We start from the raw sequence: 26483 nt of genomic DNA, 5'->3' as shown, positions 1-26483 counted from the left end.
GCTCAGCGGGCGGCAGCGGCCGCGACCGCCTGTGTGCCCGTATCGGTACCGGCATTCATGTTCGTGGTTGGGGCCCCGCCCGTATCGGTGCGCGCGTCCGCTGCCACGTCGGTCTTCGCATCGGACTTCGCATCCGACTTCGCATCGGTCCGGGCCAGCGGCGGGTACAGCCGCGACGCGTTCCAGCCACCACCGGTGGCCTTGATCAGCGCGACGCTGGCGAGCAGGCGCCGGCCCAGCAAATCGGCCGCCGTGCGCTCGTTGGACAGGGTGAGGGCTTGCGCCGTCACCACCGTCAGATAGGTGGTGGTGCCGCCGCGGTATTGCGCAAGCGCCAGCCGCTCGGACAGCCGCGATGCCTGCACTGCCTGGTCCTGCGCGATGCTCTCGTCGGCCAGCACGCGCAGGTTGGACAGGTTGTCCTCGACTTCCTGGAAGCCGCCCAGCACCGTCTGTTTGTATTGCGCCACCGCGGCATCGAAGCCCGCGTGCGCCGCGTCCACGCGCGCGCTGCGCAATCCGCCGTCGAATAGCGTTTCGGCCAGCGCCGCGCCCAGCGACCAGACGCGGCTGGGCGTGTTGAACCACTGCGACAGGCCGGCTGTGCCGCTGCTGAAACCCACGCCAGCACTCAGGATAAGGTCCGGATAATAGGCGGCGCGCGCCACGCCGATCTGCGCGTTGGCGGCGGCGGCCAGGCGTTCAGCGCTGGCGATATCGGGCCGCCGTTCCAGCAATTGCGAGGGCACGCCGGTGGGGATATCCGGCACGCGGGCCTGCCAGCTCTCGGGCGCGGGAGGCAGCGTAAAGTCGGCCGGGGCGCGGCCCGTCAGGATGGCAATGGCGTGTTCCAGCTGGTTGCGCTGGGTATCCAGGTCGATGGACGACGCTTGTGCCGTCTTCAGCTGCGCCTGCGCCAGCGCCACGTCCGAGCGCAGCGCCACCCCGGCGTTGTACTGGCTTTGCGTGAGCTTGAGCGAGCGTTCATAGGCGACAAGGGTGCGCGCGTACAGGGCCTTCAGTTCGTCGATGACGCGCAGCTGCAGGTAATCCTGCGCCAGCGCGGCCTGCACGCTCAGCCGCACCGCGGCCAGCTGAGCGGCGCTGGACTGCGCGGTGGCGTCGCTGGCTTCCACCGAGCGGCGTACCGCGCCCCACAGGTCCGGCTCCCAGCTGGCGTCCAGGCTTGCGGCATAGGTGTTGCCCAGCTTGGTGCCGCTGTTGGTCATGCTGCGCGCCCGGCCGGCCGACACGCCGGCCGTGGCCTGCGGCCAGAAGGCGGCGCGCGCCTCGTCCACCAGCGCCCGCGCCTGGCGGTATTGCGCGGCGGCCTGGGCGACGGTCTGGTTGGCCGCGTTGGCCTGCACCATCAGGCCGTCCAGTGTCGGGTCGCCGTAGATCCGCCACCAATCGAGATCGGAGTCTATCTGGCCTGGCTGGGCGGATTTCCAGGGACCGGCTTCCTTGTAGGCGGCCGGGACATCCAGGGTAGGGCGTACGTAATCGGGGCCGACGGCGCAGCCGGACAGCAGCGCCAGCGCCGACAGCGCGGCCGGAACGAAAGGAAGGCGGCGCCGCGCGCCGCGCGAGGTCGGGATAGGGGCGATCATGATGCCCCACTTTACGAAGCCGCGCCGTACGGCACGCTGTCGGAAAACTGACATTCCTGTCAGTTACATGCGCTTTGACTGCGTCTGCGCCGTCAAGAATGATGCACCTGCAGCACGCGCACCCCTTCGTCCGCCGTGGCAAAACCTATTTTTCGGATGCCTTGAATACAACGATGCGATTGGCCAGCTTGTCAGAGGTGGGCGAGCCGTTCAGGCCCGAGATGAAAAGCAGATGATGGTCGCTGTCTACCCATGTTCCCGGTCTGCCCGCGAAATCTTCGAAGGTAGGAAGCGGGTCGCCTGTAAGCGTGACTACATTGTCCGTTCGTATATCGATGACCGGTGCTTGCGCGAACACCTCGATCGTATAAAGCAGCCCCAGCTTCTGGTCCAAGGACGGACAAACTTCCGCGCCGCCTACGATCGTGTTTTCCCCGCGGGTGAAGTCGCCGCCGGGATTCACGGTATACGGCATGATGTATCCGTCGGAGTCCGGGTCATAGCCGGTGTAGGCCTTATTGAACTGGGGGTTCTGGTCCGCGTGCATGAGCAGGCTACGCGTGGTCTGCTTCGCGAGCCGAAAAGAACTGACCTTGTGAGTGGTCAGATCCGCGCATAGCGCATGAGAGTAGCTTTCATCGATCGTGTACAGCTTGTCGTCGCCGTAGAACGTGATCCGACGCTGCGTCATGGTGCTGGACTCGTTCATGTCCAGGGGCAGAAAAGCAAGGGAGGCGTTGCCGGGGTAGGGAATCACCGTGGCAGTCGAGTCCTGCAACGCGTCGGCGTAAAAGAATGCGTGCCGTTGTGGCGGTTTGGACTTGATAAAGCCGTACAGCTTTCCATCCCGTTCCAGCATGTTCTGGACCGTACCGGTAACCCCCTCGCCCGTGCCGTCGTAACGGTCGAAGGTAATGGTGTGGCTGTGCGACCAATCATGGCTGTCGGACGGGGGGCGCCGGAGGACAGCGGGCTGTGATACACCTCCACGAACGGTATGCCCTGGTCCTGGCCGGCAAACGCCGCCAGTCCTCCCTCCACGCCGCAGGCCGCGGTGACCTTCGCGCCGAATGGCCAAGCGCCTCCAAGGCCTTGCTGCGCTTTCTGAACCTGGAACTTTTTCAGGGCCACGTCGTAGTACATGATGCCCAATGCCAGGACCGTATCCGGGCTGCCTATCAGGGCAGCCGACCTGTAGTGGGGGCTATCCAGGGAATCGATGCCGTCTATGAACAGCGTTCCGGTGATGCTTCCGTACAGGCCCTCCGGCACCGGAATGTCCATGAGGTGATCCATCTGGATGGTCCTGGTCTTTTCCGTCATGGCCTATCCCTTTAGGTGCGTGCTGTTGTCGCGCCGCGCCGTTGGCGCCGGAGGGCGCCACGTAGGGGCGCCATGCGCGCAGCGGCCGGAGTGGCCGCCACGTTTTGCACTATATGAACGCCGCTCGGAATATGCCTTTGAAAATCCGCTGCCTGTTTTGATTTATCGATCGGATCGACGCCGAATGCCGCTGCCTATGCTCGCGCCGCGGCGAGTCATTTCCGAATCCAGGACGAGCCGCCCCCGCAGCTTGCCGTTCAGCTTCTTGACGAAGCCGGACGCTTCCACCATATGTTCGGCCATCAGCCGCCGCACGGTACCCGCGTCGCCCGCTCGCGCCGCCGCGACGATGTCCTGGTGCACGCGCACGTTGGCTTCGCCGAAACGCCGCTGAGTCCGCGTCGGCGTGTCGTTTTCAAAGACCGTCAGCTGGCGCAGCATCTCGTTGATCAGCTGGCAGGTGAAGCGCAGGAAAGGATTGGGATTGGCCAGCGCCAGGATGTCGTGGAAGTTCAAGTCTTCCTTGCGCTGGGCGACGACGTCCGCGGTCTTGCCCGAGGACGGATCGCAGCATTCGATGCTGTGGGTCAATGCCTCGAAGTCCGCTTCCGTCAGGTGAGGCACGGCGCCCGCCGCCAGTTCCGGTTCCAGGAGCTTGCGCGCCGCGTAGATGTCGTCGATCGTGACTTCCTTGAAGAACAGATAGTTCTGCATCAACTGGAAGGTGCGGTCCAGCGTGACTTCCACGATGCGGCCGCCGCCTGCCGGCCCGGTCGTGATGGTGACCAGCCCCTGCACCTCCAGCGACTTCAAGGCTTCGCGCATGGTGCTTTTGCTGACGGCGAACAGCTGCTGCAATTCGTTCTCGCGCGGCAGCTTGTCGCCCGGCCGCAAATCGCGTTCGGTGATCAGCCGCTTGATTTCCTCGGCCACCAGGTCGGCGCGCTTGGGCCTGCCCGGCGCGGCGGGTGCCGGGGGGGCGGATACGCGGGGCATGCTGTGTCTCCCCTGTGGTTCGGCTCGATGGGACCGTTGAAAGAACGCCGGATCGACCGGCGCGCCTAGGGAAAATACGGCCTTGTTCCGTGCCGTGCCGTGTTGACGCGGAATATCGCGGCCCATATTATCAGTTCAGCCTATTTATCATGATAAATAAGGGGAAAGCCTTGAACCGTCGCGATCTGCTCAAACTCGCCGCGCTGTCGACCCTGCCCGCGTCGCTCTCGTTGCGTGACGCCTACGCGCAGGCGGCCCAGGCGATCCAGTTCGGGTGTCCCGTCCCCATGTCCGGGCCGTTCGCCGCCAACGGCAAGTATGCCGACCTGGGGATGAAGCTGGTCATTCAGCAGTACGGCAAGATCCTGGACCGCCCCTTGGCCTATACGACGCTGGACACCGAGGGCAAGCCCGCCACCGCGGTGCGCAAGGTGCAGGAACTGGCGCAGCAGAGGGGCGCGCGCTATTTCGCCGGCGGCATACTCTCGTCCGAAGCCCTGGCCATGGGCAAGGAAGTGCAAAAGGACGGCGGCGTGTTCATCACCACGGCCGGCGCGGATGAAATCACCGGCTCGGACTGCAACAAGTCCACCTTCCGCTGGTCCGTGCCCACCTATGGGGCGATCGAGCAGACGGTGCGTCCGCTTATCGACAAGCTGCCCAAGGCCAAGCGCTGGTACACCATCACGCCGCAGTACGTGTTCGGCGACGGCCTGCTCAACGCCGCCAAGAACGTCTTCAAGGAAAAGGGCATCGAGCATGTCGGCAATAGCTACCACTCGCTGACGGAGAAGGAGTTCAGCGGCTACCTGACCAACGCCATGGCGGCCAAGCCCGATGTCCTGCTGCTGCTGAACTTCGGCTCGCAGTCCTCGGATGCGCTGCGCCAGGCGGTCAGCTTCGGCATGAAGCAAAACACCACCATCCTGATGGCCTGGGCCTCCGGCCTGGAACAGTTCGAAGCGCTGGGCGCGGATCTCTGCGAAGGGGTGTACTTCGGCGCCCAGTACTGGCACGGCATCGACAGCCCCGGCAACAAGGACCTGGTCAAGCGCTGCCAGGACACCTTCAAGGCCAATCCCAATTACAGCCTGGCGGGTTCGTATATCTGCGCCAGGATCCTGATCGATGCCATCGTCAAGGCCGGCACGGACGATCCCGCCAAGGTGATCCCCGTGCTGGAAGGCATGAAGTACACGGGCCTGACGGGCGACGAGGAAATCCGCGCGCAGGATCACCAGGTCTTGAAAGACTACTATCTGCTGCGCGGCAAGGCGAAGAAATCCATGAAGGACAAGGACGACTACGCCGACATCCTCAGTTCCGGCAAATCCTTCCTGCCCGTGGCGCAGACCGGCTGCAAGCTTTAAGGCCCGGCGGTTCGATGCCCGGCATCTCTTTGCCTGACCAGCCGGTGCCTGCCGCTTCAGCGTCCGCGGCTGCGGCGCCGGGCACCGCGGTTACTCAAGGCGGGGACGCGCCCGGACCGTGGGCATCCTTCGTTTCCCGCGGGCAAGCGTCCCGTGTGCCTTTGCATTCATGAACGTCTATCTGCTGCAAGTCGTCAACGGCGTCGGCATCGGGATGCTCTATTTCCTGCTGGCGGTGGGCCTGTCGATCATTTTCGGCCTGCTGCGCTTCGTCAATTTCGCGCATGGGGCGTTCTACCTGCTGGGTGCCTACTTCTGCTACCAGGCCGTCGCCTGGGGCCTGGACTTCTGGCTGGCGCTGGGCGCCGTACCCCTGCTGGTGGCGTTGCTGGCGTGGCTGGCCGAACGCACGCTGCTGCGGCGGGTCTACGACCAGCCGCATGAATTCCACATCCTGATCACCGTCGGCCTGGCCCTGGTACTGCAGGAAGCGGTGATCCTGGGCTGGGGGCCGCTGGGCGACAACGTCGCCACGCCCGACGTCCTGCAAGGCGTGGTCATGTGGAGCGGCTTCGTCTACCCCAAGTACCGCCTGTTCGTCATCGGCTTTACCGCCGTCTTCGCGCTGCTGCTGTGGTGGCTGCTGGAAGGCACGCGGCTGGGCAGCGCCGTGCGGGCCGGCAGCGAATCCGCGGAAATGGTCGCGCTGCTCGGCATCAATGTGTATCGGGTGTTCGGGCTGGTATTCGCGCTCGGCGCGGGCACGGCGGCCCTGGCGGGTGCCCTGGCCGCGCCCATCCGCGGCGTGGATCCCTTCATGGGCCTGGAGGCGCTGGGCGTGGCCTTCGTCATCGTCGTGGTGGGCGGCATGGGCAGTTTCGGGGGCGCGCTCGCCGGCGGCTTGCTGATCGGCATCGTGCAAAGCGTGATGAGCACGCTGTGGCCGGAAGGCGCGCGCCTGATGATTTATGTGGCGATGGCCGCCGTGCTGCTGCTGCGTCCGCACGGTTTGTTCGGGAGGGGATGATGCGGCCATTGCCCGTGCATGCGGAAACGACGCCGGCGCCGGTATTGCGCGGGCATGCGTTCATGGGGGGGCGCCGATGATCCGGCTCCTGCGTGGCCATGCGGACCTGCTGCTGGCGGCGGCGACCGTGCTGCTGCTGCCGGCCGTGCTGACTTCGGGCACCCTGGCCACGGAAGTCCTGGTCTATGCGCTCGCGGTGCTGGGCTGCAATCTGCTGCTGGGCTATACCGGGCTGCTGTCCTTCGGCCAGGGGATCTTCTTCGGCGTGGGCAGCTACGCGGTGGGCATCCTGATGACGCGCGCCGGCCTGCCGCTGCCCGCCGCCGTGTTGGCGTCCGTCGCCGTGGGGGCCGCCGTGGCGGGCCTGGTGGGCTGGTTCGCGATACGCCAGCGCGGCGCGTACTTCGTCATGCTGACGCTGGCCTTCGCGCAGATGTTCTATTTCCTGGCCTATAGCGTGCCGTCGTGGACGGGCGGCGACAACGGCCTGCTGGACATCCCGCGCCCGCCGCTGGCGCTGGGCGGCCTGACGCTGATGCGCCTGGATACGCCATGGCGCTTCTATGCGCTGGTGGGCGCCTGCTTCCTGGCGGTGTTCTGGCTGCTGCGGCGCGTGACGGAATCGGTGTTCGGCCGCACGCTGCTGGCCATCCGCGAAAACGAAGGCCGCGCGCGCGCCGTCGGCTACGACACGCGCGCGCTGAAGCTGGCGGTCTTCGCCCTGTCGGGCGCGGTCACCGCGCTGGCGGGCGCCTTCCACGCCTTGATGACGGGCATCGCGCCGCTGTCCAATATCGAATACCACACCAGCGAAATGATCCTGGTCATGACCGTCATCGGCGGCACCGGCAATCTCTACGCGTCGGTGCTGGGCGCCGCCTTCTATGTGCTGGTATCGGATTGGCTGTCCACGCTGTGGCCGCGCTGGCTGATGCTGCTGGGCTTGCTGCTGATCGGCGTGAGCCTGTTCATGCACAAGGGCCTGTGGGGCCTGGGAGAACGCCTGTGGAAGGCCCGGCGGGGCGCCGCGGCGCCCCGCGCAGAAGAGGACCGGATATGACGAGCGATCGCCGCGAAGTCTCGCGCTTGCCCGATCGAGCGGATGCTTCCTGGGCGCATGGCCGATCGGCTGTTCCCCGGGCGCACGATCGAGGGGACGCCTATCCGCGCCCACGGCCGCCGGGACGTCTCAAGCGGGCGGTGTGTCCATGAGCAGCCCCATCCTGGACGCCACCGGCATCGTCAAGCGCTATGGCAAGTTCACCGCGCTGGCCGGCGTCGATCTGCGCGTGATGCCCGGCACGGTGCATTCGGTGATCGGGCCCAACGGCGCGGGCAAGACGACCCTGTTCCATACCCTGACCGGAACCCTGCCCGTCAGCAGCGGCCGCATCGTCTTCGACGGCCACGACGTCACGCGCGAGCCGGACAACGTGCGCGTGCGGCGCGGGATCGCGCGCTCGTTCCAGGTCACCAGCCTGTTCGCCAACCTGGACGTGCGCGAAAACCTGCGCCTGGCGGCACAGGGCGCGCATGCCTCGGGCGCCTTCGACATGTGGCATCGTCCCGGACGCGACGCCGCCCTGAATAGCATGGTCGACAGCCTGCTGGACCGCCTGGCGCTGCGCCCCCGCGCCGGCGTCGCCGCGGCCGCGCTGTCGCACGGGCAGCAGCGGCGCCTGGAGGTCGGCATGGCGATGGCGGCGCGCCCCCGCGCCATTTTCCTGGACGAGCCCACGTCCGGCATGGGCGTGGACGACCTGGATGCGATGAAGGCACTGATCCGCGGCCTGGCCGCCGACCATACCGTGGTGCTGATCGAGCACAACATGAATATCGTGATGGACATCTCCGATACCGTGACCGTGATGCAGCAGGGCAAGGTGCTGGTCGAAGGCCCGCCGGCCGCCATCCGCGACGATCCGCGCGTGCGCGCGGCCTACCTGGGCAATATGATCACCGGAGGCCGCGCATGAAGCTGCAATTGCGCGACGTCCACGCCTACTACGGCAAGAGCCATATCCTGCAGGGCGTTACGCTGGCCGTGGGAGAAGGGGAGCTGGTCACCCTGCTGGGCCGCAACGGCGCGGGCAAGTCCACCACGTTGAAGACCATCGCCGGCGCGCTGCGCGCGGCGCGCGGGGAAATCATTTTCGACGGCGCGGCAGTGGGCGGCCTGCCGGCGCACCGGGTGGCCGGCCGGGGCTTGTGCCTGGTCCCGGAACACCGCGGCATCTTCCGGCTGCTGACCGTGGAGGAAAACCTGCTGCTGGGCGCGCGCCGCCGTTCGCCCTGGCAGCTGGCCGACATCTATCGCATTTTTCCGCGCCTGAAGGAGCGCCGGCGTAACGGCGGCGCCCAGCTGTCAGGCGGCGAGCAGCAGATGCTGGCGATCGGCCGCGCGCTGATGAACCATCCGCGCCTGCTGATGCTGGACGAGCCGGTCGAAGGGCTGGCGCCGGTCATCGTGGAAGAGATCGTCGCGCAGCTGAAGCTGATCCGGCAGCAGGGCGTGCCCATCCTTCTGGTGGAGCAAAACCTGGAGGTCTGCATGCAGCTGGCCGACCGGCACTACATCATCGAACAAGGCGCTATCGTGTATGAGGGCAGTAACGCCGATTTTTCAGCCGATGACGCAATCAAGGACCGCTATCTGGGCGTGGGCGTCTGAGGCCAGGGTGGCCGGGCGACAGGCGGGCGGCCTGCATCCCGCGTCCCGTGCATTGCCGCGCCGCATGTGGCGCCGGTACATCACGGAGCCACCTGCCGCGCCGGTGCATCGTGGCGCGCGTGTGCGCCACGGCCCGTCGAAGTCGATTCCGGCGGCCCCAGGCCCACGCCTTGGCGCAACGCATTATCTCTCTATGGGAAACCGACATGTCCGAATCTGAAATCCCGTCTCTCCCGCGCATCGACGGCGCGCGCCTGTGGGAATCGCTGATGACGCTCGCTCGAATCGGCGCGACTGACAAGGGCGGGGTACGCCGCCTGGCGTTGACCGATCTCGACCGCCAGGGCCGCGACCTGGTCGTGCAATGGGCACGCGAACTGGGCTGCACCGTGCGCATCGATGCCATCGGCAATATCTTCATGCGGCGCGCCGGCCGCCGCGACGATCTGCCGCCCGTCATGACGGGCAGTCATATCGATACCCAGCCCACGGGCGGAAAATTCGACGGCAATTACGGCGTGCTTGCCGGCATCGAGGTGCTGCGCACCCTGCATGCGCACGGCATCGCCACGGAAGCCCCGGTGGAAGTCGTCGTGTGGACCAACGAGGAAGGTTCCCGTTTCGTTCCGGTCATGATGGGCTCCGGTGTCTTCGCCGGGGCCTTCACCCTGGCCCATGCGCTGGAACAACGCGATCGCGACGGCATCAGCGTGGACGAGGCCCTGAAGACGATCGGCTACGACGGCGCGCAAGCCGTCGGCGGGCGCGCGGTGGCGGCCTATTTCGAGGCGCACATCGAGCAGGGCCCCATCCTGGAAGCCACCGGCAAGACGATCGGGCTGGTGCGCGGCGCGCTGGGGCAGCGCTGGTTCGACATCACCGTCACGGGCATGGAGGCCCACGCGGGCCCGACGCCCATGGCGCTGCGCCAGGACGCGCTGCTGGCCGCGGCCGACATCGTCAAGGAGGTGAACCGCATCGCCCTGGCGCACGCGCCGCACGCGCGGGGCACGGTCGGCTGCCTGGATACCTATCCGAACTCGCGCAACGTCATTCCCGGCCGCGTACAACTGACGGTGGACCTGCGCGCCGCGGACGACGCCACGCTGACCGCCATGGCGCAGGCCCTGCGCGCGTATTGCGCCGCACGGCCGGGCGTTACCGTGGATGTCCGCGAAGTCGTGTACTTTCCGCCGCAACCTTTCGATGCCACGCTGATCGCGGCATTGGAAGGCAGCGCGCGGGCGCTGGGGCTGTCCTTCATGGACATCGTCAGCGGCGCCGGTCACGATGCCGTCTACCTGGCCCGCGTGGCGCCCACGGCGATGATTTTCGTGCCATGCAAGGACGGTATCAGCCATAACGAGATCGAGGACGCCCGCCCCGAACACCTGGAAGCGGGCTGCAACGTGTTGCTGCGCGCGGTGCTGCAAACCGCGGGTGTCGCCGCACGGGAGGTCGCCGCATGAAAGTGCTGATCGCGCGGATGAATCACGAGACGAATACGTTTTCGCCGGTCCCCACGCCCCTGTCCGCGTTCGGCCGCAACGGCCCTGCCCATGGCGCGGACGCCCGCCGCGAGAACGAAGGCGCCCGCACGGCCATGGGGGCCTTCATCGACCTGGCCAAAGCACATGGCGCGCAGATGGTGACACCGTTGTCGGCCTGGGCCTATCCGAGCGGGCCGGTGCATGCCGATGCCTACGACGAGATGTGCGCACGCATCCTGGCGGACGTGCCCGGCTGCGACGCGATTTTCCTGGACCTGCATGGCGCCATGGTGGCGCAGAACAGCGACGACGGGGAAGGCGACCTGCTGGCCCGCGTGCGCGCGGCGGCGCCGGGCGTACCGATCGCCGTGGCGCTGGACCTGCACGGCAATGTGACGGCGCGGATGGTGGAAAACGCCGATGTGATGGTCAGCTTCAAGACGTATCCCCACGTCGATATGTACGAAACCGGCGAGCATGCCGGGCGGCTGCTGTGGCGCATGATCGCGGGTGAATTCCATCCCGTGATGGCCTGGCGCCGTCCACCGCTGATGACGCATACGCTGCGGTCGGCGACGGACACCGGCGCGATGCGCGACGCGGTGCGCGCGGCGCGGGAAGAGGAAGCCCACGGCATTGCCGCGGCGTCGGTGCTGGCGGGTTTCGGCCTGGCCGACATTCCCCACCCTTGCATCAGCGTGGTGGTGGTGGCGGATGGAGATCGAGAATTGGCGGAAGCCGCGGCGGAACGGATTGCCGCGGGCATCTGGGCGCAGCGCGATGGCTTCGTGTATCGCAGCGAACCGCTGGCGGATTCGCTGGCTCGCGCGCAGGTGATGGCGCAGGATGCGCGGCGGCCCATCCTGCTCCTGGATCACGGGGACAACTGCAATTCCGGCGGAACCTGCGATACGACCGCCGTGCTGGAGGCGGCCTTGGCGCGTGGGATGAAGGACATCCTGGCGGGAATCATCTGCGACCCGGAGGCGGTGGCGCGCATGGCGGGGGCAGGTGTAGGTGCCCGCGTGACCTTGCCCCTGGGGAACAAGCGCTCGCTGGCTTTCCTGGGTATCCATGCGCGGCCGATGCAGGCGACGGGTACGGTGCTGGCCATCACCGATGGCGAGTATGTGATCACGGGGCCAACCTATACCGGAATGCGCGTGGGGATGGGGCGCACGGCGGTGCTGGATCTGGGAGATGCGCGCGTGGTGGTATCCGAGCAAACGCATGAGCCCTGGGATCTGGCGGTGTTCGAAAGCGTGGGGCAGGATCCTCGGCGAGCGCGTTTTCTGCTGCTGAAGTCGCGGATGTATTGCCGGCCGGTGTTCGTGCCGATATCCGACGGCTTGGTCGAATGCGACAGCCCTGGCGTCACGACGTCGGATTATTCGATTTTTCCTTACGTTAAGCGGAGTCGGCCTTTGTATCCGCTTGAAGAGGCGGGGTTTGATGTTGGGGGTGGGGTTTCTTGAGTGTTATTGGGTGGTGTATTGCTATTGAGGTGTGATGGGCGCCTGTGTGGGTGGTGTTCTGTTGCCGTGCGGGGTTGCTGTCGGTGGTTAGTTTGCCGATGCCGTCCGCCGGGGGTGAGGCCTGCCGGGCCCGGCCCGGAGGAGCCGGTCCGCCGCCTTCGCGGCGGACTCCCGCGTCGTCATCCTCGTACGGCGGCCGAACGTCGTTTGGGTACTTGCGGCTTTTTTGCCCGGCCGTCCTCCCTTCGGATTCCCTCGCGCGGCTCCTACGGGCCGGGCCCGGCAGGCCTCACCCCCGACGGACTCCGTTATGCCTTAATCACGGTCGCTGGGGCGGGTGGGTTTCTTGCGCTTCGTTGGTGATGTGATTAGCCGATCGAAGATCTTGTGTTGCCGGTCGGATCAGGTCCGCCCAGCGCGGCCCTGATCCGACTTACGCCATTGCGTCATGCCGCGGTTGTTGGCGTGCGTGGTTCCGAGATGACAAGTGGAATGCCATGCTGGCGGATGGCCGTTGGTGGCTGAAGTTGCCCGGGGTCCTGCCGAGGGAAGATTTTGCGATGCCCGTTGCTTGTGGGCCGCCCAGCGCGGCCCACAAGCGCCTACGCGGTTGCGGCATATGCCGATCGTGTGCATCCGAGACATGGCACAACGGCCTAGGCGATTCAGGGCCGCGCTCCGGCATCAAAGCGACGGGCATGGCAAGACCCTTCACCGGCTGGGATGGCAGCGCTAGCGATGATCCGACCTGCGCAGGCATCGGATTCCACCTGTCCACCCCGATCCACGCATGTCGGCGATCGCGGCATGACGTAACGGCGTAGGCGATTCGGGGCCGCGCTGGGCGGCCTCGAAGCGACGGGCATGGTGAGATCTTTCATCGGCTGAGGCGGGCAGCGCCAGCGGTGATCCGCTTTTCGCGGGCATCGGCTTCCACTTGCCTACCCCGATCCACGCATGCCGACGACCGTGGCATGACGCAACGGCGTAGGCGATTCGGGGCCGCGCTGGGCGGCCTCGAAGCGACGGGCGTGGTGAGATCTTTCATCGGCTAAGGCGGGCAGCGCCAGCGATGATCCGACCTGGGGAGTGTCATAAATTTTGTGTTTGAGGCCTAACATAGCTGCTCCAGAGGAGCACATTATGGCTACCAAGCAAAAGGCACCTCCGAGGGAATTGCCATCGATTCCTGCAAATCTGATGGATGAGTTCGTCAAAGGTCCGATGACGCCGGAGTCGGTGCAGGACCTTTCGATGGCGTTCAAGAAGGCCCTGATCGAACGGGCGCTGGGCGCGGAAATGGGCCAGCACCTGGGCTATGGCGCCGGCACGGACCCGCCCGAAGGCAGCACTAACCATCGCAACGGCACCAGTGGCAAGACGGTGATAACCGACGATGGGCCGCTCCGCGTGGACATTCCCCGGGACCGGCAAGGCAGTTTTGCGCCGATCCTGATTCCCAAGCACAAGCGTCGATTTACGGGATTTGATGACAAGATCATCGCCATGTACGCCCGGGGGATGACGGTGCGCGAGATCCAAGGTTTTCTGCTTGAGCAGTACGGCACGGAAGTCTCGCCCGAGTTCATCAGTTCGGTGACCGACGCGGTTATGGAAGAGGTGATCGCCTGGCAGAACCGCCCTTTGGAGACCATGTATCCGGTGGTGTTCTTCGACGCGTTGCGGGTGAAGATCCGCGAAGATGGCGTGGTACGCAACAAGGCGGTGTACCTGGCGCTGGCGATCCTGCCGGACGGCACTCGTGACATCCTGGGCCTGTGGATCGAGCAGACCGAGGGATCGAAGTTCTGGATGAAGGTGTTCAACGAACTCAAGACTCGGGGCACGCTGGATATCCTGATCGCGGTCACCGACGGCTTAAAGGGAATGGAGCAGGCGCTGAACGCGGTATTTCCAAGCACCACACTGCAAACGTGCATCGTGCATCTGATGCGCAGTAGCGTCGAATATGCGAGCTGGAAGGAGCGCCGGATAGTGGCTGCGGCTCTCAGGCCGATCTACACCGCACCGACCGTGGAGGCTGCGCAAGCGGCGCTGGCAGTGTTCGAGCAAGGCAGTTGGGGCCAAAGATATCCGACCATCGCCCAGACCTGGCATCGCGCCTGGGACCGCGTGATCCCGTTCTTTACGTTTCCCCCGGCGATCCGAAAGATCATCTACACCACCAATGCCATCGAGAGCTTGAATGCGCAATTGCGCCGATCGGTAAAGACCCGTGGACACTTCCCCAGTGACGACGCCGCAACCAAGTTATTGTGGTTAGTCCTGCGCAATATCACGGGCACCTGGGGCTGCGCCACGCACGACTGGAGGTTGGCCATGAACCAGTTTGCCATCATCTATGCAGAACGCTTCACCGACCCATATCACTGAAGTAGCATGAACCTGGAGAGTCAGAAACACGACGACGTTCAAATGCCTCAAACACAAAAATCCTGACAGTCCCCCGACCTGCGCAGGCATCGGTTTCCACTTGTCAGCTCCGATCCACGCACGCCAACAACCGCGGCATGACGCAGCGGCGTAGGCGTTTCGGGGCCGCGCTGGGCGGCCCCGAAACGACGGGCAACACAAGATCTTCGATCGGCTGATTCACATCACCCACGAAGCGCAAGAAACCCACCCGCCCCAGCGACCGTGATTAAGGCACAACGGAGTCCGCCGGGGGTGAGGCCTGCCGGGTCCGGCCCGTAGGAGCCGCGCGAGGGAATCCGAAGGGAGGACGGCCGGGCAAAAAAGCCACAAGAACGCAAACAACGTTCGGCCGCCGTACGAGGATGACGACGCGGAAGTCCGCCGCGAAGGCGGCGGACCGGCTCCTCCGGGCCGGGCCCGGCAGGCCTCACCCCCGGCGGACGGCATTAGCAAACCAACAACGGACGGCATAAGAAAACCAACCAGCAACTCACTCCACCCCCACAAACCCCCCAGTCTGCCGCCGCCACAACCTCGCATACACCCCATCCACGGCGAGCAGTTCAGCATGGGTCCCCATCTCGACGATATTCCCCTGCTCCATCACCACCAACCGATCCATCTTCGCAATCGTCGATAGTCGATGCGCGATGGCGATCACCGTCTTCCCCAGCATCAACGTTTCCAGGTTTTCCTGGATAGCCGCCTCCACATCCGAATCCAACGCCGATGTCGCCTCGTCCAGCACCAGAATAGGTGCGTCCTTGAGCAACACCCGTGCAATCGCGATCCGTTGCCGCTGCCCGCCCGACAGCTTCACGCCCCGTTCGCCCACATTGGCGTCCAGCCCACGATGCCCATCCCCGTCCGTCAGGTCGAAGATGAACTCGTCCGCACGCGCCTGCCGGATCGCATGCAGCAACGCTTCTTCGCTGGCATCCGGGCGCCCATACAGCAGGTTCTCGCGCAGCGAGCGATGCAGCAGCGACGTATCCTGGGTCACCACGCCGATCTGCGCGCGCAGCGATTCCTGTGAGACCTTGGTGATATCCTGCCCGTCGATCAGTATCCGGCCCGCCTCCACGTCATACAGCCGCAGCAGGATGCTGACCAGCGACGACTTTCCCGCGCCGGACGGGCCGATCAGCCCGATTTTTTCGCCTGGCGCCACGTCCAGATTCAGCCGGGTAAATACCAGTCCCCCCTTCCCATAGCCGAATCCCACGTTCTCGAAGCAGATCCGTCCATGCGTGACACGCAGCGGCTTGGCATCCACGCGGTCCGCCACCACCCGGGGCCGTGCGATCGTCCGGATGCCGTCCTGCACCGTCCCCACGTTCTCGAAGATGCCGTTCACCACCCACATGATCCAGCCTGACATGTCGGCGATCCGCATCGCCAGCCCCGTCGCCAGCGCGATATCGCCCACCGACATGCGGTCCTGGCTCCATAGCCACAGCGCCAATCCTGGTGTGCCGGCGATCAGGATGCCGTTCAGGATCGCGATCGTGAATCCCATTCCCGTTACCAGGCGCGCGGCCATTTGCGCCTTGCGCGTCTGCTCGGCCATCGCCTCGCGCGCATACAGCTCCTCGCGCTGGCTGTGCGCGAACAGCTTCAGCGTCCCGATATTGGTGTAGCCGTCGACGATCCGGCCCATCAGCTTCGAGCTGGCTTCCGATGCCGTGGCCGAGCGCGATTTCACGCGCGGAACGAAGCGGATCAGCGTCAGGATGTAGCCGACGATCCACACGATCAACGGAATCGTCAGGCGCCAGTCGGCATCGAAGAACAGGATCAGCGCGCTGCCGGCGTAGATCAGCACATGCCACACCGCGTCCACCGCCTGCAGCGTCGATTCTCGCAAGGCAACACCGGTCTGCAGGATCCGGTTGGCGATGCGGCCGGCGAAATCGCTGTGGAAAAAGCCCAGCCCCTGTTTGACGACATAGCGATGGTTCTGCCACCGGACCAGCGTGGTCAGGCCCGGCGCCAGCGCCTGGTGCACCAGCATGTCGTGCAGCCCCGTCACGACGGGGCGCAGCATCAGCACCACCAGCGCCATGCCGATCAGCGTTTTGCCGTGTTCTTCGAAGAATGCGGCCACGGGCTGGTCCTTGACCAGGTCGACGATGCGTCCCAGGAAGCGGAACAGCGTCACGTCGATCAGCGCGCCGGCCAGCCCCACCAGCAACAGGAAGAGCAGGGCGGCGCGTACCTGGCGCAGATAGTGCCGGTAGAAGCGCAGGACATCGTCCGGCGGCGGCTCGTCCTGTGCCGGGCGAAAGGGATCGATCAGGGTTTCGAAGCGGCGATAGATCAGGTTGCGGGAAATGGGCATCGGGGTTCTCTAGGCCGGCGCCGCCAGCGCCAGGAAATTGGACAGGCAAGGGTTGCGGTTGCGCGGCGACCAGAGCAGCACAAGCTCGGACTGCGGTGCGTTGGCCAGCGGCCGGAACGCCACGCCGGGCAGGCGCGACTTGCGCATGGACGCGGGCACCAGCGCCACGCCCACGCCTTCGTCCACCATGTTAAGGACCGTCTGCTGCAACTGTACTTCCAGTCGCACTATGGGTTCGAAACCCGCCTGGCGGCAATGGGCCACGATGCTGGCGCGCAGCGTGGGGCCGACTTCGCCGGAGGTCATGACGAAAGGCTCGCCCGCCAGTTGGCCGATGCGCATCGCGCCGCGGGCCCGTGCGCGCGGGTGGCCGCGCGCCAGCGCCACGCATAGCGGCTCGCGCAACACCACGCGGCTGGACAGTTCGCCGAACCGCCCGCCGGCCATGACGACCGCGGCGTCGACGCGGCCGTCCAGGACCTGTGCCGCCAGGTCCTGCGAGACGACCTCGCGCAGTTTCAGCGCCACGTCGGGATACGCGCCGCCGAACGCCTTGGCATAGGCAGGGATGACGCTGTAGGCGGCATACATGGTAAAGCCGATGGACAGGGCACCGGCGTCGCCGCGCGCGGCCGCCTGCGCATTGCGGCCGGCCTGCTCCAGCGCCGCCAGGATGGCCTTGGCGTCGGCCAGGAACCGCTCGCCGGCGGGCGTCAAGGACACCATGCGCGGATTGCGGTCCAGCAGCTTGACGCCCAGCGCCGCTTCCAGCGCCGCCAGCTGGCGGCTGAGCGGCGGCTGCGACAGGTGCAGGCGCGCGGCGGCGCGGCCGAAATGGCGCGTTTCCGCCAGGGTGACGAAATAGCGTAAAGGCTTGATGTCGAGCACGATGCGAAAAAGGTATTGTCCAAGGCTTGATAAAGCATTGGATTGTATTGCGGCCGCGCACTACGCTGCACGGACCGTCGTGACCTCCGCCGCGCATGCGTATTCCGGCGCGGGCAAGCAGCGACGGCCGCGCGGAGACCGCCGCGCGATGTTGACGGTCCAGCTTATTCGCCATGCTTTCCACCCTGCAAATCCTGCTCCCCATCTTCGCCCTTATCCTGGCCGGCTTCATCATGCGCCGGCGCGGCGTCGCCGGTCCCGCCGCGTGCAGCGAGCTGAACCGCTTCGTCGTCTGGCTGGCCCTTCCCGCGCTGCTCTTCAAGCTGATGGCGCATGCCTCCTGGGACCAGCTGTACCAGCCGGCCTTCATGGCGGCCTTCGGCCTGGCCAGCCTGGCCGTGTTCCTGGTGACGCTGGCATGGCGCCTGCGCGCCGGGCGCCACCTGGCCGATGCCAGTGTGGACGCCATCGCCGCCTCGTATGCCAATACCGCCTTCATCGGCTTTCCGCTGATCCTGGCGCTGTTCGGCCACGAGGGCGTGGTGCCCACGACCATCGCGACGCTGCTGGTGGTGATGGTCATGTTCTCCATCACCGTGGCGCTCATCGAAGTGGGCGTGCAGACGGAGCGCCGGCCGCACAAGGCTGGGCTCAAGGTGCTGCTCGGCATGGCGCGCAACCCCCTGATCGTGGCGCCCGTGGCGGGCGCGATGGTCCCGCTCGCCGGCCTGCAACTGCCCGCGGGCGCGGATACCTTCCTGAATCTGCTGGGTGCCGCCGCCACGCCGTGCGCCCTGGTCTGCCTGGGCTTGTTCCTGGCCGAACGGCAGCCGGCGACCCAGCCGCCGCGGGCCTCGCTGGCCCTGGCCGCCGGCAAACTGGTGTTGCAGCCGGCACTCACGTGGTGGCTGGCGGTGCGCGTGTTTGCGATGCCCGCGCCGCTGGCGCAGATGGCCGTGCTGCTGGCGGCCTTGCCCACGGGCACCGGCCCGTTCATGCTGGCGGAGTTCTATCGGCGCGAAGCCTTCGTTTCGGCACGCACCATCCTGTTGTCGACGGTGGGATCGCTGGTATCGCTGACGCTGCTGCTGCACTGGATGCCGCATGCCGCATGATGTGTCGCGCGCGCCTTCCCACCCAGCAGCGGACGGAAAGGCGCGCGACGTAGCGCTTGAGTCGGCGAGATCGAACCGTGCCGTGGCGTGCCAACGGGCCGTCAGACCCTGGTCGTCGAACCGGCCCGGATCGCGAAGTAGATGAGATACAGCGCGGCCAGTCCCACCACGATATAGATCAGTCGTGCGATCGCCGAGCCAGCGCCGAAGATGGCGGCCACCAGATCGAAGTTGAATGCGCCGACCAGCCCCCAGTTCAGGCCACCGATGATGGTAAGGACCAGGGCGATCCAATCCAGGGGCGTCAGCACGCTGACGGCCGTACTACCAGAGGTGGTATGGGTCATGTTCAGGGCCATGGCGGCCTCCTTGACGATGATGCGGCCGTGGGTCGTGGCGCCCGGATGGGCCGGCCCGACCGCTTCATGATCCGCAGCAAAGGCCATGCCCATATGGGGGCGCCGTTTGACAGTGTCACCCTCGAAGCAGTACACCCTTACCCGCTTTTGCCTGGCTGTACCTTACCGGCCCGGCGGTGTCGCGGGCCGGCGAGCGGGCGTGCGGCACGGCCGGACCCTTTCCAACTGCCTCTCGGTGTCGGATGTTCCTCTCTTTCGCGGTTCAAAAAGCCTATCCCTTCGGCGCGGGCATGCCCGCCAACCAGCGCTGGGCCGCTGCGCTTGGCCTGCTGCTGGGCGTGTGCATGGCCAGCCTGGATACCGCCATCGCGAATACGGCGTTGCCAGCCATCGCCCGCGATTTGCAGGCCTCGGAAGCGCGATCCATCTGGGTAATCAGCTCCTATCAGCTGTCCATGGTGGCGGGCCTGCTGCCCGCCGCCACGCTGGGCGAGATCGTCGGCCACCGGCGCATCATGCTGTTCGGCCTGGTGCTGTTCACGCTGGCTTCGCTGGCCTGCGGCATGGCACCCACCCTGGAATGGCTGGTCGCCGGCCGCGTGGTGCAGGGCATGGGCGCGGCCGCCACCATGGCGGTGAACGGGGCGATGCTGCGTTTCATCTATCCTGAAAAACTGCTCGGCCGCGGCGTGGGGCTGAATTCGGTCATGGTCGCGCTGGCCTTCGCCGCCGGCCCGACTGCCGCGTCCCTGGTGCTGACCGTGGCCACGTGGCACTGGCTCTTCCTGATCAACGTGCCGATGGGCCTGATCGCGATCTATTTCTGCCTGCGCGCGCTGCCGGTCACCACGCGCACCAAGCGCCGTTTCGATACGGTGGGCGCCGTGTTGTGCGCGGGCTTCCTGTCGCTGCTGGTGTTCAGCTTGAACGAAGGCGCGCAACTGGCCGCGCCCCAGACCATTGCCATCGCGGCCGTCCTGTGCGTCATGTGCCTGTTGCTGCTGCTCAAGCGCCAGGCGGGCCATCCGGCGCCTTTCCTGGCCGTGGACCTGCTGCGCCGGCCGGTGTTCGCCTTGTCGGCGGCCACGGGGGTCTGTTCCTTCGCCACGCAATCGCTGGCCTTCGTTTCGCTGCCCTTCATGCTGCAGAACATGCTGGGCTACACGCAGGTCGAAACGGGCTTCCTGATCACGCCGTGGCCGGTGCTGGTGGCCGTGATGGCGCCCATCGCGGGCTATCTGTCCGATCGGATGCACGTCGGGATGCTGGCCGGCATCGGTATGGCCATGCTGGCTGTCGGCATGGCGCTGCTGGCCGCCATGCCGGCCGATCCGTCGGTGTTCGGGCTGTGCTGGCGCCTGGCCGTGTGCGGCGCGGGCTTTGGATTTTTCCAGTCTCCCAATGTGCGCGCCATCATCACCGCGGCCCCGCCGGAACGTGCGGGCGGCGCCAGCGGCATGGTCGGTACGGTACGCCTGCTCGGGCAGTCCAGCGGCGCGGCCATGGTGGCCGCCTGTTTTCATGCCTCGACCGAGCGCGGCGCCGTCCTGGCCTTGTGGCTGGGGGCCTTGTTTGCCAGCGCGGCCGCCATCGCCAGTGTGATGCGGCTGAAGTATCGCCAGCGTCCCGCGTCCTCCAACGCCTGACCGTCACCGGCAAGCCCGCGCAAGCGACGGTGGATGCAGGTGCTTGCCCGGCTCCATCGCGCGGCGAGTGCCGGCGGCCTTACACCGTCGTGGGCGCGGGCAAGACCTGCGGCGTCCCTGGCGGGCCGGCGTGGTCGCGCGCGGCGCGCCATGCCGCGAGCTCCCGCGGCGGCATGGGCCGCGCGAACAGATAGCCTTGCGCGAAGTGCACGCCCTTGTCGCGCAGATAGGCTTCCTGCGTTTCCGTTTCGATGCCTTCGGCAATCATGGCCAGGCCCAGCTGCTGCGCCAGGCCGATAATGGTGTCGAGCACCACGTTGCCGACCGCCTCGGTGCCGGCGGTGCTGACGAAGGCGCGGTCTATCTTCAGGAAATGCGCATGCAGCTTCTGCAGGTAGGACAGCGACCTGTGGCCCGTGCCGAAGTCGTCCAGCGCCCACCGTACGCCGCGTTCGCGCAGCTCGGACATATGTGCCCGCAGCGCCGGCGTATCGGGCAAGGGATGGCGTTCGGTGACTTCCAGAACGAGGATGACGCCGTCGTGCCGGCGCACGCGCGACAACAGCGCGTCGACATCGGCGACGAAGCGGTCCGACACCATGTGGGCGCCGGAGACGTTCACGCCCAGATGGCTGCCGGGCGGCAGGTCCAGCTCGGCCAGGTCGTTGGCCGCCAGTTCGAACATATGGCGGGTCAGGTCGCCGATGACGTGGTGTTCCTCGGCGGCGGCAATGAACAGGTCGGGCCGCACGTTGCCCAGCCTGGGGTGGCGCCAGCGCAGCAGCGCCTCCACGCCGGACATGCGCCCCGTCGACATGTCGATGACGGGCTGGTAAACCAGGTGGAACTGGCGCTGGCGCATCCCTTTGCGGATTTCACCCGGAATCGAGACGCGCCAGCCGTACAGGCGGTAGGCGCCATAGCCGCACAGGATGCTGGCCAGCACCAGGAAAGCCGCATAGCCGCGCCATACGTGTGCCCGCACCGCATCGCGCTGCGCATCCAGGGGCGTCACGCGCACTTGCACGGGGAACATGGCCGATTTCGATTGCTGCGTGTCGGGTTCCGGCATGCGCGCGCCGCGCTGGCGCTCGCCGGCATCCAACAGCGGCATGTCGTGCCGTCCGAGCAGGATGTCGACGTCATAGACGCCGTCACGGGCGGCGGCCAGTTTCAGGTCGTACAGGTATTGCGCGTCCAGAAAGGCCACGACGCCGTAACCGTCGCGCAACCCCAGGGACACCATCACGGCGGGCCGGTCCGGCACCAGCAGGGTTCCGGCAACGGGCATCACATACATGCCCTGCGGGACGTGCTCCTGCGGCGACAGCGCGATCAGAGGCGTGTTGGGCATGCCGTAGATGGACGAGCAGTAGACGATGTCGTCGCGCACCAGCAGCAGCGATCGGAAATAGGGCTGCAGGGATCCCAGCTGGCGCAGCAGGTTCAGCACTTCCCCGCAGGGGCGACGCAGGCTGGGGGTCAGCCGTTGCGTGACGTCCTGCGCGCGTAGCAGGATGTTCTCCAGTTGCCGGCGCAGGACAGCGGCGGTGACTCTGGCTTCGCCGGCCAGTTGCCGCTGCGATTCGTGCACGACGATGGGCAGGATCAGAACGAAGGGCAGGGCCGCGGCGGCCAGCGTGACCAAGATGGCGGCGATCCTGCGTCGGATCGATAGGCTGGTAGGCACGCGCAACTTCCTCGGGGCCATGCCCGTGACCCGGAGTGGACCATCGGCGCCGCGCTATGTCAGCAGAATCCAGACAAAATGTAAATAACTGATAATTCGATCAACTGTGGGAATTTTCGCAATCTCATGGCCGGTGTGTGGATGGCGCCCGCGGCCGGCAGCCACCATGTCCGCTTCCGGGATGCGGCGCGGGCGCGCGGTGCGGAAGGAGCGCCGGCCCACATGATGGCCCCATGCTTGTTCCGGGATGCAACCTCGCCGCGCGCTGACCCCGGAACGGGAAACAAAGCGGTACAACGATGGCGTGCGTATCGCCCACATGAGTGTCAATCTTCAGACTTACGGGTTTTCCCCAGCGTGATGTACTCTTACGGGTTTACCCCATTCCCCGATGCTGCATGGCCATGTCCTCGTCCCCCTGCCTGTCGCGCATTCCGCTTGCTGCCGCTCCCGCGGCCGCCGCGGCAGCCCGCCCGCGGCTGTGGGAGCTGGACGCCTTGCGCGGGCTCATGCTGGTGCTGATGCTGTCGACGCACCTGCCTACCAACTTCGGCATCCCCACCAGCCAGCCCCTGGGTTTCGTGTCCGCCGCCGAAGGCTTCGTGATGCTGTCCGCCTATATGGCCGGGCTGGTCTATACCCAGCGCTATCTGCGCTACGGCCTGCATGCGATGCAGCGCGCTTTCCTGAAGCGCGCGCTGGTGGTGTACGGCTGCCAGGCGGCGTCGCTGTTGTTCCTGTTCACCGTGATCGCGGGGTTGGGGCTGACGCTGCCGCAGCCGGCGGTGCAGAAACTGGTCTGGTTCTACCTGCAGCAGCCCGTCACGGCGTTCATCTCCAGTCTGGGCCTGGTCTATAACCCGCCTTTGCTGGACATCCTGCCGGTCTACGTGCTCTTCATGCTGGCCAGCCCCTGGGTGCTGACCTACGGCTTGCGGCGCGGCTGGCGGGGCATTCTGATCCTGAGCGGCGTGCTGTGGTTCGCGACGCAATTCGAACTGTCGCGGTTCCTGTACGGCGGCGTGGTGTCCATGACGGGCCTGCCGGTGCCGTTCAGCGAAACAGGCGCCTTCGAGACTTACGGCTGGCAGCTGCTGTGGGTGTTCGGCCTGTGGCTGGGCTCCTTGCATGCCCGTGTGCCGCCGGAACAGCGGCGGCCCATGCCACCGGCGGTGGTGGTCGGCGCGGCGGTGATCGCGGTCACCTTCTTCATCTGGCGCCATATCGCCGGGCTGGGCGCTTTCCCGGACGGCAATCCGCTCAACTTCCTGTTCGACAAGTGGCACCTGGGCATTCTGCGCCTGCTGAACTTCGTCTGCCTGGTGGTGTTGGCAATGCACTTCGGCAGTTGGCTAAAGGCGCGCCTGCCGCGCATGCGCTGGCTGGAGACCATGGGCCGGGCGTCGCTGTCGGTGTTTTGCGCCCATCTGGTCATTGTCCTGATGGTATTGAGCATCGTGGGCGAACCGTCTCCGGACCGTCCGCTGTGGCAGGACCTGCTGCTCTTTGGCGGCAGTGTCTTCGCGCTCTATGTCGTGGCGCGATTGGTGGGGGGCAACAAGACGCGGCGCACCGCCACGGCACCGGGCCCCGCGCCCATCGTGCCCGCCGTGCCCGCGGCGCATCCCCCACGGCTCAATTCAGATGCGCCGTAATCACCTTTTTCCATAGCGCATAGCCTTGCGGGTTCAGGTGTAGCCGGTCGTCGCGGAAAAGGTCCGGACGCGGGTGCCCGGCCGCATCCAGCATCGGCGTGTAGACATCGATGAAGTCGGTGTTGCGGGTCTTCAGCGTGTAGGCGTGGATCAGCTCGTTGGTCTGGCGGATCGCCGGCATCAGCGCCGCGCGCGAGGGACTGGGCTTGATGGAGATATACGCGATGCGGGTGGCGGGCATGGTCGCCCGTACGCCATCGACGAACGCCGTGAAGGCGTGCAATACCTGCTCGGGGGTGCGGCCTTCGGCCAGGTCGTTGTCGCCGGCATAGACCAGCACCAGGCGGGGCTTGTAGGGCTCCACCAACTGGTGCAGATGGCGCGTGCAGTCCAGCATGCGCGATCCGCCGAACCCTCGCTTGACCACCACGGGCAGCGACTGGAATTCCGTTTCCAGGCCGTTCCAGAGCCTTATGGAAGAGCTGCCGACAAACAGGACGCCCCCCGGCGTCGGCGGATGCGCCTGGTCAGCGGCGGCGAACGCCGCCAGGCTTTCCGCCCAACGGTCGTTCGCCGCGCTGACGGCGACGGCTGTCCCGGCCGCGGGCGCCGTATTCCCCTTGGGTGCCGCAATAATCGTGGATCCGGTGCCCGCGGCCGCTGCCTGCGCGTGCGCGGAGGCAGCAGGCAGGCTGCTGGCGAGCGTCACGGCGGCCAGGAAGGCCGCGGTCAGGAAAGCGAAGCCGCGTGGTGAATGCATCCGGATACTTATTGTCTGGAGTCAGGAACAATCCAGCGCCATCATGCGGCCTTTCTGCGTCAAGAAGTATTAGCGGTTCCCCTGAACCTGCCAATTAGGAGGAATTTTGTGGCGGCGGCGCGACGGGCGCCCGGGGGATGCGGCGGCTGGCTACCCATCCGGGTCCGCCATCGCGCCATCATCCGGGCCGGTGCACCTCTACGCCGTCCAGCGGACGGTGACCGCAACGTCGCTATAGCCGCTCTCGTCGGCTTTCTGGGCGCCCACGTTCACGAAGTGTCCGTCCCCGATCACGGCTGGCGGCAGCCAACCCAGGTTCAATTGCCCGTTCTGCGTATCGCTCACCGAGACGCAAAGTGTGCTTTTCCCCCCTGTCGAGGGCTTGCCCGCGCCGGACGTGTATGCCCGGGCGACGGCCCCATGGGCGGGCAGGTTGAGGGGCGTGGCCGCGACACCGTCGATGGTCACATGCACGGTCCTGGCCCATTGGACCCCGCTGGTCGCTGAGACGGAGAACGGCGTATTGGCCGGGATATTGAAGCAGCATTGCACGCCCTTGCGAGACGGCGGGGGCGAAGGCGAAGGCGAGGGCGAGGGCGAGGGCGAAGGGGAAGGTGACGGCGACGGCGAGGGCGAGGGCGAGGGCGAAGGCGAAGGCGAGGGCGACGGCGAGGGCGACGGCGACGGCGAAGGCGACGGCGAGGGCGAGGGCGAGGGCGAAGGCGAAGGCGAGGGCGACGGCGAGGGCGACGGCGACGGCGAAGGCGACGGCGAGGGCGAGGGCGAGGGCGAAGGCGAAGGCGAAGGCGAAGGCGAGGGCGACGGCGAGGGCGAAGGCGAAGGCGAAGGCGACGGCGAAGGCGAAGGCGAGGGCGCAGGCGGGGCCGAGTACGTGGTATCCCGGCGCAGTCTCCACCAGGTGGTGAAGTCGCCGCCTGTGCCGGCCACCAGGTCGGCGGGCCCCAATTTGCCCAATGCGGCGTTGCCGCTGGCGATCATGCAATAACAATTGTCGCCGGCGATAAGGGGACTGATGGGATTGCCGCCAGGGTAGACCACGTCCGTGGACGAATTCTGGCTGACCGTGTCGGTGCAGAAAACCAGCCATTCGGCGTTCGCGAGATCGGGATCCTCGGCAGTGACGCTCCCGGTGTACAGCTGGCCTGTGCTCCTCCCATGCAGGAAATAGTTGCTTCCCACATTGCGCAGCAGGACACGCTGCGACGCGGGCACCGGCCCGGTGGCCCCTGGAACGGCCGCGGGCGCGAATTCCCATTGGAAATACTGGATCGGGATAGCGGTTCCGACCGGCGACGCTATGGTCAACCGCCCGTCCGTGGCCTGTACGGCCAGGTAGCGGTTCGCGGCAAAGGCGCGACTTCCGCCGGATGCTCCGTCCGGACCCGTACCGTCGCCTTGCCCGTTTTGCAGATAAACGATTTGTCCGAATTCGACCTCGTCCGCCATGTGCCTTCCCCCGATGCATGGATACCAGTTGTCCCGTTGGGCGCCATGGGCGCCTTCAGGGCCGCTGCCGCGCGATCATGTCGGACGGACAGGGGGCTACTGTAGCGGCGGTGGGGCGCCGCACGTGGACGATCACCGTAATCTCTGCGCACCAGTCGTAACGC

General features: G+C 66.3%; 21 protein-coding genes. 12 read left to right on the top strand and 9 right to left on the bottom strand.

Features of this window, described 5'->3' with window-relative positions; all coding sequences use genetic code 11:
- Positions 1–2 precede the first annotated feature (2 nt).
- The 3 genes from AKI39_RS20505 to AKI39_RS20495 form a co-directional block, all read right to left on the bottom strand.
- Entirely contained in the window at positions 3–1610 is a 1608-nt protein-coding gene (locus AKI39_RS20505) for an efflux transporter outer membrane subunit (RefSeq protein ID WP_083228957.1), read from the bottom strand.
- A 145-nt stretch (positions 1611–1755) separates the two neighbouring features.
- Complete coding sequence (locus AKI39_RS20500; protein WP_066640285.1) at positions 1756–2469, bottom strand: hypothetical protein; 714 nt, start codon at positions 2467–2469, stop codon at positions 1756–1758.
- A 626-nt stretch (positions 2470–3095) separates the two neighbouring features.
- A complete protein-coding gene (locus AKI39_RS20495; protein WP_066640282.1) occupies positions 3096–3929 on the bottom strand; it encodes a FadR/GntR family transcriptional regulator in 834 nt (277 codons plus the stop codon).
- A 170-nt stretch (positions 3930–4099) separates the two neighbouring features.
- Between AKI39_RS20495 and AKI39_RS20490 the strand changes: the two genes are divergently transcribed.
- From AKI39_RS20490 to AKI39_RS20455, 8 genes are all read left to right on the top strand, one after another.
- Complete coding sequence (locus AKI39_RS20490; protein WP_066640279.1) at positions 4100–5299, top strand: ABC transporter substrate-binding protein; 1200 nt, start codon at positions 4100–4102, stop codon at positions 5297–5299.
- A 169-nt stretch (positions 5300–5468) separates the two neighbouring features.
- Positions 5469–6326, top strand: coding sequence for a branched-chain amino acid ABC transporter permease (locus AKI39_RS20485; RefSeq protein ID WP_066640277.1), 858 nt, complete (start codon positions 5469–5471; stop codon positions 6324–6326).
- 76 nt (positions 6327–6402) lie between these two features.
- Positions 6403–7386, top strand: coding sequence for a branched-chain amino acid ABC transporter permease (locus AKI39_RS20480; protein WP_066640275.1), 984 nt, complete (start codon positions 6403–6405; stop codon positions 7384–7386).
- Between the two features lie 148 nt (positions 7387–7534).
- On the top strand, positions 7535–8302 hold the full coding sequence (locus AKI39_RS20475) for an ABC transporter ATP-binding protein (protein WP_066640273.1): 768 nt from the start codon (positions 7535–7537) through the stop codon (positions 8300–8302).
- Positions 8299–8997, top strand: coding sequence for an ABC transporter ATP-binding protein (locus AKI39_RS20470; protein ID WP_066640271.1), 699 nt, complete (start codon positions 8299–8301; stop codon positions 8995–8997). Before AKI39_RS20475 ends, AKI39_RS20470 begins: the two co-directional genes overlap by 4 nt.
- A 206-nt stretch (positions 8998–9203) precedes the next feature.
- Positions 9204–10466 (top strand): Zn-dependent hydrolase, encoded by a 1263-nt coding sequence (locus AKI39_RS20465; protein ID WP_066640269.1) that lies wholly within the window; start codon positions 9204–9206, stop codon positions 10464–10466.
- The gene (locus AKI39_RS20460) at positions 10463–11962 is read left to right on the top strand and encodes a M81 family metallopeptidase (protein WP_066640266.1); all 1500 of its coding nucleotides are present in this window, start codon (positions 10463–10465) and stop codon (positions 11960–11962) included. The genes AKI39_RS20465 and AKI39_RS20460 overlap by 4 nt, the downstream gene beginning before the upstream one ends.
- 1143 nt (positions 11963–13105) lie before the next feature.
- The gene (locus AKI39_RS20455) at positions 13106–14356 is read left to right on the top strand and encodes an IS256 family transposase (RefSeq protein ID WP_066631610.1); all 1251 of its coding nucleotides are present in this window, start codon (positions 13106–13108) and stop codon (positions 14354–14356) included.
- A gap of 532 nt (positions 14357–14888) precedes the next feature.
- Here the strand turns inward: AKI39_RS20455 and AKI39_RS20450 are convergent.
- Both AKI39_RS20450 and AKI39_RS20445 read right to left on the bottom strand, forming a co-directional pair.
- Complete coding sequence (locus tag AKI39_RS20450; RefSeq protein WP_274532988.1) at positions 14889–16739, bottom strand: ABC transporter ATP-binding protein; 1851 nt, start codon at positions 16737–16739, stop codon at positions 14889–14891.
- A gap of 9 nt (positions 16740–16748) precedes the next feature.
- The gene (locus AKI39_RS20445; RefSeq protein ID WP_066640263.1) at positions 16749–17627 is read right to left on the bottom strand and encodes a LysR family transcriptional regulator; all 879 of its coding nucleotides are present in this window, start codon (positions 17625–17627) and stop codon (positions 16749–16751) included.
- A gap of 173 nt (positions 17628–17800) precedes the next feature.
- On the opposite strand from AKI39_RS20445, the gene AKI39_RS20440 reads away from it, so the two are divergent.
- Entirely contained in the window at positions 17801–18742 is a 942-nt protein-coding gene (locus tag AKI39_RS20440; RefSeq protein WP_066640260.1) for an AEC family transporter, read from the top strand.
- A 101-nt stretch (positions 18743–18843) separates the two neighbouring features.
- On the opposite strand, the gene AKI39_RS26185 is transcribed toward AKI39_RS20440, so the two are convergent.
- Positions 18844–19194, bottom strand: a complete 351-nt coding sequence (locus tag AKI39_RS26185; protein ID WP_255364351.1) for a DUF378 domain-containing protein — start codon at positions 19192–19194, stop codon at positions 18844–18846.
- Positions 19195–19343: 149 nt separating this feature from the next.
- Here AKI39_RS26185 and AKI39_RS20430 point away from each other — a divergent pair, with 149 nt between their 5' ends.
- A complete protein-coding gene (locus AKI39_RS20430) occupies positions 19344–20747 on the top strand; it encodes an MFS transporter (protein ID WP_066640257.1) in 1404 nt (467 codons plus the stop codon).
- Between the two features lie 79 nt (positions 20748–20826).
- Here AKI39_RS20430 and AKI39_RS20425 read toward each other — a convergent pair whose 3' ends face one another.
- Positions 20827–22437: an EAL domain-containing protein gene (locus AKI39_RS20425; RefSeq protein ID WP_066640254.1), complete on the bottom strand. Its 1611-nt coding sequence runs from the start codon at positions 22435–22437 to the stop codon at positions 20827–20829.
- A gap of 404 nt (positions 22438–22841) precedes the next feature.
- On the opposite strand from AKI39_RS20425, the gene opgC reads away from it, so the two are divergent.
- Positions 22842–24092, top strand: coding sequence for an OpgC domain-containing protein (gene opgC / locus AKI39_RS20420; protein ID WP_083229142.1), 1251 nt, complete (start codon positions 22842–22844; stop codon positions 24090–24092).
- On the opposite strand, the gene AKI39_RS20415 is transcribed toward opgC, so the two are convergent.
- Both AKI39_RS20415 and AKI39_RS25775 read right to left on the bottom strand, forming a co-directional pair.
- Positions 24073–24852 (bottom strand): SGNH/GDSL hydrolase family protein, encoded by a 780-nt coding sequence (locus AKI39_RS20415; protein WP_083228955.1) that lies wholly within the window; start codon positions 24850–24852, stop codon positions 24073–24075. The two genes, opgC and AKI39_RS20415, sit on opposite strands and share 20 nt — an antisense overlap.
- Before the next feature lie 198 nt (positions 24853–25050).
- Positions 25051–25404, bottom strand: coding sequence for a fucose-binding lectin II (locus tag AKI39_RS25775; protein WP_235610689.1), 354 nt, complete (start codon positions 25402–25404; stop codon positions 25051–25053).
- Here AKI39_RS25775 and AKI39_RS25770 point away from each other — a divergent pair.
- Complete coding sequence (locus AKI39_RS25770; RefSeq protein ID WP_066640246.1) at positions 25313–25858, top strand: hypothetical protein; 546 nt, start codon at positions 25313–25315, stop codon at positions 25856–25858. The genes AKI39_RS25775 and AKI39_RS25770 overlap by 92 nt on opposite strands.
- The last annotated feature ends 625 nt before the right edge of the window (positions 25859–26483 follow it).

Source organism: Bordetella sp. H567 (assembly GCF_001704295.1).
Classification (GTDB): Bacteria; Pseudomonadota; Gammaproteobacteria; order Burkholderiales; family Burkholderiaceae_B; genus Bordetella_C.
This window is presented reverse-complemented; position numbering and strand designations above follow the sequence as displayed.

Coding starts and splice junctions, on each gene's coding strand:
- AKI39_RS20415 (WP_083228955.1), bottom strand. CDS start 24,852: ATGCATTCACCACGCGGCTTCGCTTTCCTGACCGCGGCCTTCCTGGCC.
- AKI39_RS20505 (WP_083228957.1), bottom strand. CDS start 1,610: ATGATCGCCCCTATCCCGACCTCGCGCGGCGCGCGGCGCCGCCTTCCT.
- AKI39_RS20465 (WP_066640269.1), top strand. CDS start 9,204: ATGTCCGAATCTGAAATCCCGTCTCTCCCGCGCATCGACGGCGCGCGC.
- AKI39_RS20455 (WP_066631610.1), top strand. CDS start 13,106: ATGGCTACCAAGCAAAAGGCACCTCCGAGGGAATTGCCATCGATTCCT.
- AKI39_RS20440 (WP_066640260.1), top strand. CDS start 17,801: ATGCTTTCCACCCTGCAAATCCTGCTCCCCATCTTCGCCCTTATCCTG.
- AKI39_RS25770 (WP_066640246.1), top strand. CDS start 25,313: ATGGTCACATGCACGGTCCTGGCCCATTGGACCCCGCTGGTCGCTGAG.
- AKI39_RS20475 (WP_066640273.1), top strand. CDS start 7,535: ATGAGCAGCCCCATCCTGGACGCCACCGGCATCGTCAAGCGCTATGGC.
- AKI39_RS26185 (WP_255364351.1), bottom strand. CDS start 19,194: ATGGGCATGGCCTTTGCTGCGGATCATGAAGCGGTCGGGCCGGCCCAT.
- AKI39_RS20470 (WP_066640271.1), top strand. CDS start 8,299: ATGAAGCTGCAATTGCGCGACGTCCACGCCTACTACGGCAAGAGCCAT.
- AKI39_RS20485 (WP_066640277.1), top strand. CDS start 5,469: ATGAACGTCTATCTGCTGCAAGTCGTCAACGGCGTCGGCATCGGGATG.
- AKI39_RS20495 (WP_066640282.1), bottom strand. CDS start 3,929: ATGCCCCGCGTATCCGCCCCCCCGGCACCCGCCGCGCCGGGCAGGCCC.
- AKI39_RS20430 (WP_066640257.1), top strand. CDS start 19,344: ATGTTCCTCTCTTTCGCGGTTCAAAAAGCCTATCCCTTCGGCGCGGGC.
- opgC (WP_083229142.1), top strand. CDS start 22,842: ATGTCCTCGTCCCCCTGCCTGTCGCGCATTCCGCTTGCTGCCGCTCCC.
- AKI39_RS20460 (WP_066640266.1), top strand. CDS start 10,463: ATGAAAGTGCTGATCGCGCGGATGAATCACGAGACGAATACGTTTTCG.
- AKI39_RS20480 (WP_066640275.1), top strand. CDS start 6,403: ATGATCCGGCTCCTGCGTGGCCATGCGGACCTGCTGCTGGCGGCGGCG.
- AKI39_RS20500 (WP_066640285.1), bottom strand. CDS start 2,469: ATGCTGGAACGGGATGGAAAGCTGTACGGCTTTATCAAGTCCAAACCG.
- AKI39_RS20450 (WP_274532988.1), bottom strand. CDS start 16,739: ATGCCCATTTCCCGCAACCTGATCTATCGCCGCTTCGAAACCCTGATC.